This is a genomic window from Micromonospora sp. Utrum1 (assembly GCF_057197805.1).
Map to the genome: position 1 here is coordinate 4,397,090 of NZ_CM170071.1, position 15,381 is coordinate 4,412,470.

Annotated in this window: 11 protein-coding genes; 5 read left to right on the forward strand and 6 right to left on the reverse strand. The window is 72.8% G+C overall.

The window, feature by feature from the left end:
- Positions 1-60: 60 nt before the first annotated feature.
- Complete coding sequence (locus tag AC0OLQ_RS20810; protein ID WP_357341650.1) at positions 61-621, reverse strand: NADPH-dependent FMN reductase; 561 nt, start codon at positions 619-621, stop codon at positions 61-63.
- 138 nt (positions 622-759) lie between these two features.
- Between AC0OLQ_RS20810 and AC0OLQ_RS20815 the strand changes: the two genes are divergently transcribed.
- Complete coding sequence (locus tag AC0OLQ_RS20815; RefSeq protein WP_357341649.1) at positions 760-1,224, forward strand: MarR family winged helix-turn-helix transcriptional regulator; 465 nt, start codon at positions 760-762, stop codon at positions 1,222-1,224.
- An 81-nt stretch (positions 1,225-1,305) separates the two neighbouring features.
- On the opposite strand, the gene AC0OLQ_RS20820 is transcribed toward AC0OLQ_RS20815, so the two are convergent.
- The 4 genes from AC0OLQ_RS20820 to AC0OLQ_RS20835 all read right to left on the reverse strand — a co-directional run bounded on the left by AC0OLQ_RS20820 (position 1,306) and on the right by AC0OLQ_RS20835 (position 5,067).
- A complete protein-coding gene (locus AC0OLQ_RS20820) occupies positions 1,306-2,343 on the reverse strand; it encodes an LLM class flavin-dependent oxidoreductase (protein ID WP_484527617.1) in 1,038 nt (345 codons plus the stop codon).
- A 36-nt stretch (positions 2,344-2,379) separates the two neighbouring features.
- On the reverse strand, positions 2,380-3,069 hold the full coding sequence (locus AC0OLQ_RS20825; RefSeq protein ID WP_484527618.1) for an NADPH-dependent F420 reductase: 690 nt from the start codon (positions 3,067-3,069) through the stop codon (positions 2,380-2,382).
- A gap of 214 nt (positions 3,070-3,283) precedes the next feature.
- Positions 3,284-3,949, reverse strand: coding sequence for a response regulator (locus tag AC0OLQ_RS20830; protein ID WP_484527619.1), 666 nt, complete (start codon positions 3,947-3,949; stop codon positions 3,284-3,286).
- A complete protein-coding gene (locus tag AC0OLQ_RS20835; RefSeq protein ID WP_484527620.1) occupies positions 3,946-5,067 on the reverse strand; it encodes a sensor histidine kinase in 1,122 nt (373 codons plus the stop codon). Before AC0OLQ_RS20835 ends, AC0OLQ_RS20830 begins: the two co-directional genes overlap by 4 nt.
- A 144-nt stretch (positions 5,068-5,211) precedes the next feature.
- On the opposite strand from AC0OLQ_RS20835, the gene AC0OLQ_RS20840 reads away from it, so the two are divergent.
- From AC0OLQ_RS20840 to AC0OLQ_RS20855, 4 genes are all read left to right on the forward strand, one after another.
- A complete protein-coding gene (locus tag AC0OLQ_RS20840) occupies positions 5,212-6,156 on the forward strand; it encodes an ABC transporter ATP-binding protein (RefSeq protein WP_484527621.1) in 945 nt (314 codons plus the stop codon).
- The gene (locus AC0OLQ_RS20845) at positions 6,153-7,661 is read left to right on the forward strand and encodes a hypothetical protein (protein ID WP_484527622.1); all 1,509 of its coding nucleotides are present in this window, start codon (positions 6,153-6,155) and stop codon (positions 7,659-7,661) included. The genes AC0OLQ_RS20840 and AC0OLQ_RS20845 overlap by 4 nt, the downstream gene beginning before the upstream one ends.
- Positions 7,658-8,449 carry an ABC transporter permease gene (locus AC0OLQ_RS20850; protein WP_484527623.1) on the forward strand — a complete coding sequence of 264 codons (792 nt, stop codon included), beginning with the start codon at positions 7,658-7,660 and terminating at the stop codon, positions 8,447-8,449. The genes AC0OLQ_RS20845 and AC0OLQ_RS20850 overlap by 4 nt, the downstream gene beginning before the upstream one ends.
- Positions 8,450-8,660: 211 nt before the next feature.
- Positions 8,661-14,120, forward strand: coding sequence for an ATP-binding protein (locus AC0OLQ_RS20855; RefSeq protein ID WP_484527624.1), 5,460 nt, complete (start codon positions 8,661-8,663; stop codon positions 14,118-14,120).
- Between the two features lie 110 nt (positions 14,121-14,230).
- Here the strand turns inward: AC0OLQ_RS20855 and AC0OLQ_RS20860 are convergent, their stop codons facing one another.
- On the reverse strand, positions 14,231-15,337 hold the full coding sequence (locus AC0OLQ_RS20860) for a substrate-binding domain-containing protein (protein ID WP_357342249.1): 1,107 nt from the start codon (positions 15,335-15,337) through the stop codon (positions 14,231-14,233).
- Positions 15,338-15,381 lie beyond the last annotated feature (44 nt).

Genomic DNA, 15,381 nt, shown 5'->3' on the forward strand with positions numbered 1-15,381 from the left:
GGATACGGAGACGGCCGCGGAGGGTTCCGCGGCCGTCTCCGGTCGGTGCCGGAAGGGTGTTCAGCTGTTGCGCAGCGGGGCGAGCGCGGTGCTCCAGGCCACGACCTGGTCGAGGGTGGCGTTGAGGGCGTCCTGCTGGAACTGGCTGGGCTTGAAGACGCTGAAGTTCTCGAAATCGGTGAAGAGCGACAGCGCCACCTGGGACCGGACGTCGGCCATCTGCAGCTCGCCGGCGATGAGCCGCAGGTGCTCCACGGCCCGGGTGCCGCCGGCGGAGCCGTAGCTGACGAAACCGACGGCCTTGTTGTTCCACTCCGCGTAGAGGAAGTCGATGGCGTTCTTCAGGGCACCCGAGGTGGAGTGGTTGTACTCCGGGGTGACCATCACGAACCCGTCGAACGACGCGATGGTGTTAGCCCAGCGAAGCGTGTGCGGCTGGGTGTACTGGCCCATCGCCGGCGGGTACGCCTCGTCCAGGTGCGGCAGCTGGTAGTCGAGCAGGTCGATCAGCTCGAACTGCGCGTCGCTGCGCTGCTTGGCGACGTCGAACACCCAGCGGGCCACCGACTCGCCGTTCCGACCCGGGCGGGTGCTACCGAGGATGATTCCGATCCTGGTCATGTCGTAGATGCCCTTCAAAAGTCCTTGCCTGGTCAAGCACACGCTAGCCACTTGTTGCTTCGTCAAGCAACTAGCTGCGCTATGGCGGCGATCACCGTGGGACCTGTGTTTGCTCGGTCAAGCAAGTAAGATGGGGGCATGTCCGCCGCCGCACCGAAATCGCTGCGCCCCCTCAACGCCGAGGAGGAAGCGCTGGTCCGCTCCCTGGGCCGGATCATGCACGTCCTGCCCCGCACCATCGACGCCGACATGGTGGGCGACCGCCAACTGCCCCTCACCGAGTACACGGCGCTCATGCACCTCTCCGAGGCGCCGGGCCGCCAGATGCGGATGAGCGAGCTCGCGGCAGCGTGCCAGCTGTCGCTGAGCGGGATGACCCGCACCATCGGTCGGCTGGAGACGCAGGGCCTGGTCGAGCGGGCCAAGTGCGCGGAGGACGCGCGCGGCTGGAACGCCGTCCTCACCGACGCCGGTCTCGCCCGGCTCGAGGAGTCGTGGCCGAGTCATCTGGCCAGCGTGCGGCGGCGGTTCCTCGACCACTTCGAGGGCATCGACCTCGTCCAGTTGGCCCGCGCGTTCCAGCGCGTCGGAACGGCCGACTGACCCCTCCCCCGGTCCCCCGACGGCCGGCAGCCGCCGATCGGTCCGGTCGTCGGCGCCACGGACGGCCGGACCGGAAGCCGGTCAGCTCAGCAGCTCGCGGACGCGCGGGATGACCTCGGTGCCGTAGAGCTCGATGGCGGTCATCAGGGCCCCGTGCGAGAGGCCGCCCATGCCGTACTTCATCTCGAAGCGGTTCGCGCCGAGCACGGGCAGGTTCGCGGCGATCTTCCGCGCGACGGTCTCGGGCGATCCGACGTAGAGCGCACCGTCCGGCCCGACCTCCCGCAGGAGGGTCTCCCGGGTCGGCACGGCGAATCCGCGGGTCCGGGCGACTCGGCGGATCACCTGCTGGTAGCGGGGGAAGAACTCCTCGCGGGCCTGCTCGTCGGTGGCGGCGACATGCCCGGGCGAGTGCACGCCGATCGGCAGTGGGTCCTTGCCGAGCTGCGTGAGCGCCTGGTGGAAGAGGCGGGAGAAGGGCGCGAAACGGGCCGGCGACCCGCCGATGATCGCGAGCATCAGGAAATAGTCGTACCGGGCGGCGCGGATCACCGACTGTGGGTTGCCGCCGACGCCGATCCAGGCCGGGAAGGGTCCGGACTCGGTGTGCGGCACGACGTCCTGCTCGTGCAGCGGCGCGCGCATGGTGCCCTTCCAGGTGACCGGCCCGCCCTTGAGCAGCTCGGCGAAGAGCTGCGCCTTCTCCTCGAAGAGCTGCTCGTAGTCGGCCAAGTCGTAGCCGAACAGCGGGAACGAGTCGATGCTCGACCCACGGCCGAGGATCACCTCCGCCCGGCCGCCGGAGACCGCGTTCAGGGTGGAGTAGCGCTGGAAGACCCGCACCGGGTCGTCGGAGCTGAGCACCGTGACCGCCGAGCCGAGGCGGATCCGGGTGGTGCGGGCGGCGATCGCGCCGAGCACCACGTCGGCGGCGGAGAGCGGGAAGTCGTCGGTGTGGTGCTCACCGATGCCGAAGAAGTCCACGCCGACCTGGTCGGCGAGGACACCCTGCTCGACGATGTCGCGGATGGTCCGGGCGTGCGAGACCGGGCGGTCGTCGGCGTCGTGGGTGACGTCGCCGAACGTGTCCAGGCCGAGCACGAGGGGAAAGGAAGTCACGATGAGCCTCTGTCTCTGTGGTGGAAGCGGGAGCGGCTAGCCGGCCAGCGCCCGCGCGAACTCGGTCCTGCGCAGCGACACCCCGAAGACCGGGCCGCCGGGTTGGAGCAGACGGCCGGCGCGCAGGCTGTCGAGCCGGACGGCGTCGTAGCCGATGCGCTCGATCAGGTCCGCCACGGTGCGCACGGCGGCGCCGTCGTCACCGGCCACGCCCAGCGCGCGGCGGTCCGGCGCGCCCGGCGCGCGGCGGTCGTCCTCCAGCTCGTGGTAGCCGATGTGGTTCAGCGTCTTCACGACGGTCGAGCGGGCGAGCCGACGTTGGACGATCTCGCTGCTGCCGTACCGGGGATCGTCGAACATCTCCTGGACGCCGTCGACAGGCGGCCAGTAGTTCATCGTGTCCACCACGAGCCGGTCGGCGAGCAGCGCGGGGTCGAGGCTCGGGAACCGGTGCAGCGGTATCGCCAGCACCACGATCTCCGCGTCCTCGACGGCGTCGGCCGCCCAGCGGGCCTCGGCCCCGGGGGCCAGCACGTCGGCGATCAGCGCGATGTTCGCGGGGTCGCCGGAGGCCGCGATCGTCACCGGATACCCGGCGGCCATCGCGACCCGGGCGATCACCGGCCCGGTGTGCCCGGCGCCGAGCACGGCGAGCCGCGGCCGGGACGACAGGGTCGCCGTCGCGGCCGGAGCGGGACCCGCCGTCGCGAGATCGTCGTCACTCATGCCTGCCACCTCATTTCCTTGACCGGTCAAGCATATCTCCCATGCTTGACCGGTCAAGGAAGTCCCGATCACACTCCCGGGGGCGCGATGACGGTGGAGACGCGCGGTGGGCACCCGGTCGTGATCGAGGTCGACAGCTTCGGCGAGATGACACTGGGGCCGGACGGCCGGGGTCGCGCCACGGGTGCGCGAGCAGCTCGCCGCCGGCTGACCGTCACCGGTCGCCGGGGACCACCAGGCCGGACTCGTACGCCACGACGACGGCCTGGGTGCGGTCGCGGAGACCGAGCTTGGCGAGCATTCGGCTGACATGGGACTTGACGGTCTCCTCCCCCACGATTAGCCGGGCGGCGATCTCGGGATTCGACAACCCCTCGGCGATCAGCCGCAGCACCTCGGTCTCCCGGGCGGTCAGCGCACGGAGCACCACGTCCGGCTCGCGGCGGCGTACCCGCATCCGGGCGAACTCGGCCACGAGCCGCCGGGTCACCGTCGGCGCGAGCAGCGCCTCCCCGGCCGCGACGACGCGGACGGCGTCGAACAGGCGCTCGGCGGTGGCGTCCTTGAGCAGGAAACCGCTCGCGCCGGCGCCGAGCGCGTCGTACACGTGCTCGTCGAGGTCGAACGTCGTCAGCATCAGCACCCGCGGCGGCTCCGGGTCGGTGAGGAGCCGGCGGGTCGCCTCGATGCCGTCCATCCCCGGCATGCGGATGTCCATGAGGACGACATCGGGACGCAGCCGGCGGCAGATCCGCACGGCCTGCTCGCCCTCGGCGGCCGAGCCGACGACCGCGAAGTCGGGCTGGGTCGCCAGCAGTACCTCGAAGGCGGCGCGCACGACGTCCTGGTCGTCGACCACGACGATGCGGGTGGCCGTCACGGCGTGGCTCCCTTCGTCGGCAGCACGGCCTCGACGAGGAACCCGGCGCCGGGTGCGGCACCGGCCGTGACCTGGCCACCGACCATAGCCGCCCGTTCCCGCATCCCGGCCAGCCCGTGCCCGCGTCCGCCGGCCGGGGCCGGGCCGGGACCGTTGTCGTGGACCCGCACGCTGAGGTCGTCGCCGCGGTAGTGCAGCTCGACGTCGACGGCCGCGCCGGGAGCGTGCCGGCGGGCGTTCGTCAGCGCCTCCTGCACGATGCGGTACGCCGTCAGCTCCACCCCGGGGTCGAGCGGTTCGACGGAGCCGCTCACGATCAGGCGGACGCCGCCGCCCACGGCCGCGTCGCGTACCTCGTCGAGCAGGGCGTTGAGCTGGCGGAGCCCGGGTTGGGGGCGAAGTGTCGGCTCGGCGTCCACGTCCTCCCGGAGCACGCCCAGCAGCCGCCGCATCTCGGTCAGCGCGATCCGCGCGGTGTCGCCGATGGCGGTCAGCCGGCGGGCGCCGTCCGGTGGCAGACCCGGTGTGGTGAGCCGGGCCGCCTCCGCCTGCAGGGCGATCATGGTGATGTGGTGCGCCACCACGTCGTGGAGTTCCCGGGCGATGCGGGCCCGCTCGCCGCGGGCCGCGTACTCCATCAGCGACGCCGCCGACGACCGTTCGTCGGCCCGGCGGCGCCGCCGCTCGTCGCGCAGTCGCAGCGCCACCCCGGTGGCCGTCGCCAGTGCCGCGACGGCCAGCAGGATCAGGGCGACGGGCCGTCCGCCCGGCCGGTCGCTCGACAGCGGCGCCGCCGCGTACCCGACGAAGGGCAGGACCAGGGCCCAGCTGGTGCCCGGTGACCGCCGGTGGCCGGCGACCCCGTAGAGCAGGGCCAGCGCGGTGGCCCCGGCGACGGTGACCGGAGCGGAGACCACCAGGCCGGACAGGGCCGCCGAGGCCGACAGGACGGCCGCCGTCGCGGGCCAGAGACGGGCCAGGGCGACCGGGGCGACCACCGCGAGGGCGAGGAGCGCCGCGATCCCGGTCGGCGGCCCGTCGGACGCGCCCGCCACCGACTCGATCACCGCCACGGCGCCGAGGGCGGCCGTGGCCACGGCGAGCCCGATCCGCTTCACGCCCGCCATTGTGACCGGCCGCGACAGCGGTGTCGTCCATCCCGACAGGGACCCGGCCTCCCCCGCATGGGGGAAGCGGCCACCGGCGGAAGACCCCTCTGCGCCGTGACGCGCCCGCCGGTCACCGCGCCTAACGTCCCTGCCATGGAACCCACCATCGAGGTACGCGGGCTACGCAAGCGGTACCGCACGGCCGTCGCGGTGGACGGGCTGTCGTTCACCGTCCGGGCCGGCGAGGTCACCGGTTTCGTCGGGCCCAACGGCGCGGGGAAATCGACGACCATGCGGCTGATCCTCGGGCTCGACGTGCCGGACGAGGGCGAGGCGCTGGTCAACGGGCGCCCCTACCGCTCCCTGCGTACGCCGTTGACCCAGGTCGGTGCGCTGCTCGACGCGTCGGCCCTGCACCCGGGCCGGCGCGCCCGCGACCACCTGCTCTGGCTGGCGCACAGCAACGGCATCGGCCGGCGCCGGGTGGCCGAGGTGCTCGACCAGGTGGGCCTGGCCTCGGCCGCCCGCCGGCGGACCGGGGGGTTCTCGCTCGGCATGCAGCAGCGGCTGGGCATCGCCGCGGCCCTGCTCGGCGATCCGCCGGTGCTGATGTTCGACGAGCCGGTCAACGGGCTGGACCCGGACGGCATCGTCTGGATCCGGGGCCTGATGCGGTCGCTGGCCGCCGAGGGCCGGGCGGTTCTGGTCTCCAGCCACCTGATGAGCGAACTGGAGGACACCGCCGACCACCTCATCGCGGTCGGCCGCGGCCGCCTGATCGCCGACACCACCGTGGCCGAACTCCTGGCCGCCGCGTCCAAGGACCGCGTCGAGGTGACCACCGCGCAGCGGACCGAGGCGACGACGGTGCTCGCCAACGGGGGCGCGACCGTCACCGTGACCGGTCCGGAGACCGTCGTCGTCGACGGGCTGGCCGGCGACCGGGTGTCGGCCCTGCTGACCGAGGCCGCCATCCCGTTCTCCGAACTGAGGCGGCACCGGGCCTCGCTCGAGGAGGCGTACATGGACCTGACCCGCGGCGCCCTGGAGTTCGCGCCCGAGGGCGCCGCGCCGGCGGTCGAAGGGGGCGTACGGTGACCGCTCGCGAATCCTTTCCCCGCCTGCTGCTGGCCGAGTGGACCAAGCTGCGGTCGGTGAGCCGGTGGGTGGTCACGCTGGTCGCTGCGGCCGCTCTGACCGTCGGCCTGAGCTACCTCGCCGCCTCGGGCAGCAGAACGAACATCAACGAAAGCGCCGACTTCGTGAGCGGGCCGCGCGGCGGGCCGGTCGCCGACGCCTTCTACTTCGTGCACCAGCAGGTCACGGGCGACGCGACGCTCACCGTGCGGGTCGCGTCGGTGGCGCGGGAACCGGACCGGCGCGCCGCCGGCATGGACTCCGAGGGGATGACCCGGCTGGAGGATCCGAGCCCCTTCGCCCAGCCCGCCGCCGGAATCATGATCAAGGACGGCACCAGGCCCGGCTCGTCGTACGCGGCGGTGCTGCTGACCGCCGGTCAGGGCGTACAGCTGCAATGGGACTTCGACGCGGTCCGCAGGGGCGGCGCCGGCGGCGGCCCGCGCTGGCTGCGGCTCGTGCGCTCGGGCGACACCATCACGGGATACGAGTCGGCCGACGGCGCCGCGTGGCGAAAGATCGGTACGGCGGCGCCGAAGAGCCTGCCCGCAGTGGTGGAGATGGGCTTCTACGTCTCGTCGCCGGCGGCCGTGTACACCTCACGTGGCGGCGGCAGCTCGTCGGTCGGTGAGCGGCCGACCAGCGCCCGGGCCACCTTCGACAACGTGCGCCTCGACTCGGGGGGCGCCTGGCACGGCGAGGCGATCGGCGGCGCGGACCGGCTCGACGGGAAGGGCGGGATACGCGCCGGCGGCCAGGTCACCGAGGCCGACGGCACGTACACCGTGGTGGGCATCGGCAAGGTCGGTCCGCGGCCGCCGGACGACGACATGGTGGAGATCGGGCTGGTCGGCGTGGTCGCCGGTCTGATGGCCCTCATCGCGATCGGGGTCCTCTACGCCACGTCGGAGTACCGCCGGGGCATGATCCGCACGACGTTCGCGGCGACCCCGCGCCGGGGCCGGGTGCTGGCCGCGAAGGCGGTCGTCCTCGGGGCCACCGCGTTCCTCGTGGGGCTGGTGGGTGCGGTCGGCTCGTTCGTGCTCGCCATCCCGGTCCTGCGCGACCGGGGCTTCACGCCGCCGGCCTTTCCCCCACCGTCCCTCCTTGACCACTCGGTGCTGCGGGCGCTGCTGCTCACCGCCGCGTTCCTGGCCGGTGTCGCCGTCGTCGGCCTCGGGATCGGCGTGCTGCTGCGGCACAGCGCGGCCGCGATCACGATCACCGTCGTGCTGGTGCTCGGGCCGCTGATCGCCGGCATGATCCTCCCGGGCACCTCGCCGAGGTGGCTGATGTACACCACGCTGGCGGGCGGGATGGCGACGCAGCGGGCGAAGCCGCCGACCGTCACGCTCGTCGAGCCGTGGGCCATGATCGGGCCGTGGGCCGGGATCGGTGTGGTCGCGGCATGGGTCGTGGTCACCCTCGGGCTCGCCTGGTGGCGGCTGCGCAGGTGGGACGCGTGACGGCGCCGCGCTCGCTGCGGGCGGAGTGGACGAAGCTGAGGACCCTGCCGAGCACCGGATGGCTGATGCTCCTCACGGTCGCCGGGACGGCGGCCGTCGGGTTCGCCGTCACCGGGTCGCTGGACCACGCCCACTGCGACTCCCCCTGCGACCCCGACCTCACCAGACTGTCGCTGGCCGGCGTGCGCCTGGGCCAGCTCGGCATCGTGGTCCTCGCGGTGCTCGCGGTGACGGCCGAGCACAGCACGCGGACCATCCAGCCGACGCTGATGGCCGTACCGCGCCGGTTCCCGGTGGTGCTGGGCAAGCTCGGCGCCCTGGCCGTCCTCGGGGTGGGCACCGGGGTGCTGGCGGTCGCCGGGTCCCTGGTGGCCGGCCGGACGATGCTGCCAGGCGGCGGGTTCGACGCGGCGCACGGCTTTCCGGCGCTGTCGCTCGCCGACGACCTCACCCGGCGGGCGGCCGTCGGCACGGTTCTCTACACCGGGCTGGTCACCCTGCTGGGCGCCGGGCTCGCGCTCCTCCTTCGGGACACCGCCGGTGCGCTGACGGCGGCGCTGGCCCTGCTCTACGGATCGCCGGTCGTCGCCATGTTCGTCACCGACCCGACCTGGCAGCACCGCATCCACCGGTTCGCCCCGATGGACGCCGGGCTGAGCATCCAGTCGACCCGCAACCTCGCCGCCGAGCACATCGGGCCGTGGGCCGGGCTCGGCGTCCTGTCCCTGTACGCCGCCGCCGCGGTCGTCGCGGGCCTGGTCGTGTTCCAGCGCCGCGACGCCCGCTGACCGTACTCCCCGGTAGCCGGACCGGGCACGCGCGTGGAGCCGCCCTGCCCTCAGGAGCGCCAAAAAGTTTTGTTCGGTTCCTACAACGGGCGCCGCTCAGGGTTCGGCGGTTACGACATGGCGCCGCAGGCCGGCAGACGGAAAGGTGATCACTGCCGGGGGCCGTCGCCTCGCGGCGCGTACACGTGGGTCCAACGGAGGGGTCGGTCGGGTGTTCAGCCGTATCGCCATCGTCAACCGTGGGGAGGCCGCGATGCGGCTCATCCACGCCGTCCGGGAGCTGGCCGCGGAGACCGGGACCCGGATCGAGACCGTCGCCCTGCACACCGACGTCGACCGCGACGCCACGTTCGTGCGTGAGGCGGACCTCGCCTACGATCTCGGTCCCGCGTCCGCGCGCCCGTACCTGAACCTGACGACGCTGGAGCGCGCGCTGGTGGAGACCCGGGCCGACGCCGCCTGGGTCGGCTGGGGCTTCGTCGCCGAGGACCCGGCCTTCGCCGAGCTCTGCGAGAAGATCGGGGTCACCTTCGTCGGGCCGAGCCCGGAGGCCATGCGCCAGCTCGGCGACAAGATCGGCGCGAAGCTGATCGCCGAGGAGGTCGGCGTGCCAGTCGCGCCGTGGAGCCGCGGCGCCGTCGAGACCCTGGACGCCGCCCTGGCGGCGGCGGCCGAGATCGGCTACCCGCTGATGCTGAAGGCCACCGCCGGCGGGGGCGGCCGCGGCATCCGCGTGATCACCAACGAGGCCGAGCTCGCCGACGCCTACGAGCGCACCAGCCAGGAGGCCGCGCGGGCGTTCGGCAGCGGCGTCGTCTTCCTGGAGCGCCTGGTCACCGGCGCCCGGCACGTCGAGGTCCAGGTGATCGCCGACGGCCAGGGCACCGCGTGGGCGCTGGGCGTCCGGGACTGCTCGGTGCAGCGGCGCAACCAAAAGGTGATCGAGGAGTCGGCGTCGCCGGTGCTCAGCCCGGCGCAGGCCGCCGAACTGAAGACGTCGGCCGAACGGCTGGCCGTCGCGGTCGGCTACCGCGGCGCGGCGACCGTCGAGTTCCTCTACCACCCCGGCGACCGGCTGTTCGCGTTCCTGGAGGTCAACACCCGCCTCCAGGTGGAACACCCGATCACCGAGTCGACCACCGGGTTCGACCTGGTCAAGGCCCAGCTGCACGTGGCCTCCGGCGGGCGGCTGGAGGGCCAGCCGCCGGTGGAACGCGGCCACGCCATCGAAGCCCGGTTGAACGCCGAGGACCCCGACCGCGACTTCGCGCCCTCCCCGGGCCGGATCGCCCGGCTGGACCTGCCCGCCGGGCCGGGCATCCGGGTGGACACCGGCGTCAGCGAGGGTGACACCATCCCCGCCGACTTCGACTCGATGATCGCGAAGATCATCGCCTACGGCCGTGACCGCGACGAGGCACTCGGCCGGCTGCGCCGGGCGATGGCCAACACCACGGTGATCATCGAGGGCGGCGCGACCAACAAGAGCTTCGTGCTCGACCTGCTCGACCAGCCCGAGGTGATCGACGCCAGCGCGGACACCGGCTGGATCGACCGCGTCCGCGGCGAGGGCCGGCTCGTCGCGCACCGGCACTCCGCCGTCGCGCTGGCGGCCGCCGCCATCGAGGCGTACGAGGAGGAGGAGCGCGTCGAGCGGCAGCGGCTGCTGTCGACGGCGTTCGGCGGCCGCCCGCAGGTGCAGCACGCCAGCGGCCGGCCGCTGGACCTCAAGCTGCGCGGCGTCGGCTACCGGATGCGCGTGGCGCGGATCGGCGCGCACCGGTTCCGCGTCGGCATCGAGGCGGGCGCGGACGTGCGCACCGCTGACGTCGAGCTGGACCGCTTCGACCGGCACATCGGGCAGATCGCCGTCAACGGCGTCCGGTACCGCCTGCTCACCGACACGTACGGGCCGATCCACCTGGTCGAGGTGGACGGCGTGACGCACCGGGTCAGCCGGGACGAGGGCGGTGTCCTCCGTTCCCCCATGCCCGCGCTGGTCGTCGCCACGCCGCTGGCGGTCGGCGCCGAGGTCGAGGCGGGCGCACCGGTGCTGGTGCTGGAGGCCATGAAGATGGAGACGGTGCTGCGGGCGCCGTTCCGGGCCCGGCTCAAGGAATGCGCCGTCTCCGTGGGCAGCCAGGTGGAGGCCGGCGCACCGTTGCTGCGACTGGAGCCGCTCGCCGACGCGGGCGCCGAGACCGCCGACGACCCGGCCGCGGCCACCGTCGAGCTGGACCTGCCCGCCGAGGCCGTGGAGCTCCCGGCGCGGCAGCGCGCCACGCGCGGCCACGAGGACCTGCGCAGCCTGCTGCTCGGCTTCGACGTGGACCCGCACGACGACCGCCGGGTGATCGACGCCTACCTCGCCGCACGCCGGGCGGCCACCGAGGACGGCCACCGGCCGCTGGCCGAGGAGCTCGAACTCGTCAACGTCTTCGCCGACCTCGCCGAGCTGAGCCGGAACCGGCCGACGGGCGAGGACGGCGACGGCCACGTCCCCAGCGCGCGCGAGTACTTCCACACCTACCTGCAGAGCCTGGACATCGAGCGGGCCGGGCTGCCGGCGGCGTTCCAGGCCAAGCTCGCCAAGGCCCTCGGCCACTACGGGGTCACCGACCTGGAGCGCTCCCCCGCGCTGGAAGCCGCCGTGTTCCGGATCTTCCTGGCCCAGCAACGCGCGGCCGCCGACGCCACCGTCATCGCGACGCTGCTGCGCTCGTGGCTGCGGGAGCCGCCGCCGGACGAGACGCTGCGCGAGCCCGCGGGCCTCGCGCTGGAGCGGCTGGTGGCCGCCACGCAGGTCCGCTTCCCGGTGGTCGCCGACCTGGCGCGCGGCGTGGTGTTCGCCTGGTTCGCCCAGCCGCTGCTGCGCCGCAACCGCGCCCGCGTCTACGCCGAGGTCCGCAAGCACCTGCGCCACCTGGACGCCCACCCGGACGCGCCGGACCGCGCCGAGCGCGTCGCGGAGATGGTGCGCAGCACCGAGCCCTTGGTGCGGCTGCTCGGCCAGCGACTGGTGCGCGACCACCTCGACAACGCGGTCATGCTGGAGGTGCTGACCCGGCGCTACTACGGCAACAAGGGGCTCACCGGCGTCCGCAACCACGAGGTCGCGGGCTGCACGTTCGTGGTCGCCGAGCGCGCGGACTCGAGCGTGGTCTCCGCCGCGGTGCGCTTCGACGCCCTCGGCGACGCGCTGCGCGGGCTCGCGGAGCTGGCGAGCGGCGCGGAGGCGATCGACGCCGACATCTACCTCGCGTGGGAGGACCAGCCGGAGGACTTCGACGCGATGGCGGCCGCGCTGCACGAGGCGGTCAACGCGCAGCCGCTGCCGCACCAGGTCCGCCGGGTCACCACCACCGTCGCGGGGCGCGCCGGCGCGGTGATGCACCACCACTTCACCTTCCGCCCGTCGGATTCGGGGATGAGCGAGGAGCGGCTGATCCGCGGCCTGCACCCGTACATCGCGCAGCGGATGCAGTTGGAGCGGCTGCGCAAGTTTGACCTGACCCGGCTGCCGTCGTCGGACGAGGAGGTCTACCTCTTCCAGTGCGTGGCGCGGGAGAACCCGTCGGACGAGCGCCTCGTCGCGTTCGCGCAGGTGCGCGACCTGACCGCGCTGCGCGAGCAGGACGGGCGGCTGGTCGCGCTGCCGACGACCGAGGACACGGTCGCCGCCTGCCTCGACTCGATCCGCCGCGCGCAGTCGCGGCGACCGGCGAAGGCGCGCTTCCAGACCAACCGCATCGTGATCTACGTCTGGCCGCCGAGCGAGCTGACCCGCGAGGAGATGGAGATGATCGCCGGGCGGGTGCGCCCGACGACGGCGGGGGCCGGCCTGGAGGAGATCCTGTTCATCGCGCGGCAGCGCGACCGGCGGACCGGCGAGCTGACCAAGATCGCCGTGCGGATCTCGTTCAACGCCACGGGCGGCGCCGAGCTGAGCGTCGGCGAGCCGCCGGTCGAGCCGGTCGAGCCGCTGGACGACTACCGGCTGAAGGTGCTGCGCGCGAGCAGCCGCAACACCGTCTACCCCTACGAGCTGACCGGCCTGCTCGGCGACTTCGTCGAGCACGACCTCGACGACCGGCACGCGCTGGTGCCGGTCGACCGGCCCAGGGGGCGCAACACCGCGGCGATCGTCGCCGGTGTGGTGACCACGCCGACCCCGCGGCACCCGCAGGGCGTCACCCGGGTCGTGCTGCTCGGCGACCCCACGAAGTCGCTCGGCGCGCTGTCGGAGCCGGAGTGCCGCCGGGTGATCGCCGCGCTGGACCTGGCCGAGCGGATGGGGGTGCCGCTGGAGTGGTACGCGCTCTCCGCCGGCGCCCGGATCTCCATGACGTCGGGCACGGAGAACATGGACTGGGTGGCGGCCGCGCTCAAGCGGATCGTCGAGTTCACCCAGGACGGCGGCGAGATCAACATCGTGGTGGCGGGCATCAACGTCGGCGCGCAGCCGTACTGGAACGCCGAGGCGACGATGCTCATGCACACCAAGGGCGTCCTGGTGATGACGCCGGACTCGGCGATGGTGCTCACCGGCAAGCAGTCGCTCGACTTCTCCGGCGGCGTGTCGGCCGAGGACAACTTCGGCATCGGCGGCTACGACCGGGTGATGGGCCCGAACGGGCAGGCGCAGTACTGGGCGCCCGACCTCCCGGCGGCGCGCGACGTGCTGATGGCGCACTACGACCACACGTACGTGGCGCCCGGCGAGTCGGCGCCGCGTCGAGCGACGACGAGCGACCCGGTCGACCGGGACATCTCGGACTTCCCGCACGTCGTGGCCGGCAGCGACTTCACCACCGTCGGCGAGATCTTCTCGGCCGCGGCCAACCCGGACCGGAAGAAGCCGTTCGACATCCGGACCGTGATGCGGGCGCTCGCCGACCAGGACCACCCGGTGCTGGAGCGCTGGGCGGGCATGGCCGACGCGGAGACCGCGGTGGTGCAGGACGTGCATCTCGGCGGCATCCCGGTGTGCCTGCTCGGCATCGAGTCCCGGTCGGTGCCGCGGCGCGGCTTCCCGCCCACCGACGGCCCGGACACCTACACGGCGGGCACGCTGTTCCCCCGCTCGTCGAAGAAGGCCGCCCGGGCGATCAACGCGGCCAGCGGCAACCGGCCGCTGGTGGTGCTGGCGAACCTGTCGGGCTTCGACGGCTCGCCCGAGTCGATGCGCAAGCTGCAACTGGAGTACGGCGCCGAGATCGGCCGCGCCATCGTGAACTTCCGCGGGCCCATCGTGTTCTGCGTTATCTCGCGGTACCACGGCGGGGCGTTCGTGGTGTTCTCGAAGGCGCTGAACCCCAACATGACCGTGCTGGCGCTGGAGGGCTCGTTCGCCTCGGTGCTGGGCGGCGCGCCGGCCGCCGCGGTGGTCTTCTCCGGGGAGGTGAACGCCCGGACCGCGGCCGACCCGCGGGTGCGGGACCTGGAGGCCCGGGTGGCGGCCGCCTCCGGCGCCGACCGCGCCGCGCTGACCGCGGAACTGGACGAGCTGCGCTCGTCGGTCCGCGCCGAGAAGCTCGGCGAGGTGGCCACGGAGTTCGACCGGGTGCACAGCATCCAGCGCGCCGTCGAGGTCGGCTCCGTCGACGCCGTCGTCCGCGCGGCCGAACTGCGCCCGCGGGTCATCGAGGCCATCGAGGCACACTCGCGCTGACCGCCCGGCGCGATCGGCGGCGAGCGCCCCGACCGCGCCGCGGTTGCGACCCAGGCGCATGACGAAGGGCCCCGGAGCGAACTCCGGGGCCCTTCCTTCGTGCGAGGGGATTACTTGGTGAGCGGGGCCAGCTTCGGGTCGTTGGCGTACGCCTCGGCCGCGTTGGCCTTGGTGACGGCCACCGGCGGGAGCAGGTAGGTGTCCACGACCTTGACGCCGTTGTTGTACGACTTGGTGTCGTTCACCTCAGGGTTGTTGCCGGCCTGCAGGGACTTCACCATGGCGATGGTCTGCTTGACCAGGTTCCGGGTGTCCTTGTTGATCGTCATGTACTGCTCGCCAGCCATGATCGACTTGACCGACTCGACCTCGGAGTCCTGGCCGGTGACGACCGGGATCGGCTTGCCGGCACCCTTGATCGACGTGATGATCGCGCGGGCCAGGGTGTCGTTCGGGGAGAGGACGCCGTCCAGCTCCTTGCTGCCGTAGGTCGAGGTCAGCAGCTGGTCCATGCGGGCCTGCGCACCCTCGGCCTTCCAGCCCTGGATGGCGGTCTGCTTGACCTCGGTCTGCTTCGAGGCGACGACCACGTTGCCCTTGTCGATCTCCGGCTTGAGCACGCTCATCGCGCCGTTGAAGAAGACACCGGCGTTGTTGTCGTCCGGCGAGCCGGAGAAGAGCTCGATGTTGTACGGGCCGTTCGGCTTCTTCGCCTTCATGCCGTCCAGCAGGGCCTGGCCCTGGAGCTGGCCGACCTTGAAGTTGTCGAACGCGACGTAGTAGTCGAGGTCCGGGGTGTTGGTGATCAGACGGTCGTACGCGATGACCTTCGCGCCGGCGGCGTGCGCCGCGGCGACCTGGGTCGACAGCTGCGCGGCGTCGGTGGCGCCGATGACGATGACCTTCGCACCCTTGGTCACCATGGCGGTGATCTGGGCCTGCTGGTCGGCGACCGTGGTCGACGCGCCGGCGTACTGGACGTCGCTCTTGAAGCCGGCCTCCTTGAGGCCGTTGGTGAACAGGTCACCGGCGAGGACCCAGTTCTCCGAGGTCTTCGACGGCAGGGCGACGCCGATCAGGGAGTCGGCCGCGAAGCCCTTGGTGTCGCCCTTGGCGCCGCCGGTGTCGCCGTCACGGCCGGAGCCGCAGGCGGTCGCGGTGAGGGCCAGCGCGGCGATGGCGCCGATGGCCATCGATTTGCCGAACAGTTTACGCATGGCTGGTGGTGCCCTTCTGGAGAGGTGATACGGGGTGTGAGGCG

Coding starts and splice junctions, on each gene's coding strand:
- AC0OLQ_RS20810 (WP_357341650.1), bottom strand. CDS start 621: ATGACCAGGATCGGAATCATCCTCGGTAGCACCCGCCCGGGTCGGAAC.
- AC0OLQ_RS20815 (WP_357341649.1), top strand. CDS start 760: ATGTCCGCCGCCGCACCGAAATCGCTGCGCCCCCTCAACGCCGAGGAG.
- AC0OLQ_RS20825 (WP_484527618.1), bottom strand. CDS start 3,069: ATGAGTGACGACGATCTCGCGACGGCGGGTCCCGCTCCGGCCGCGACG.
- AC0OLQ_RS20840 (WP_484527621.1), top strand. CDS start 5,212: ATGGAACCCACCATCGAGGTACGCGGGCTACGCAAGCGGTACCGCACG.
- AC0OLQ_RS20860 (WP_357342249.1), bottom strand. CDS start 15,337: ATGCGTAAACTGTTCGGCAAATCGATGGCCATCGGCGCCATCGCCGCG.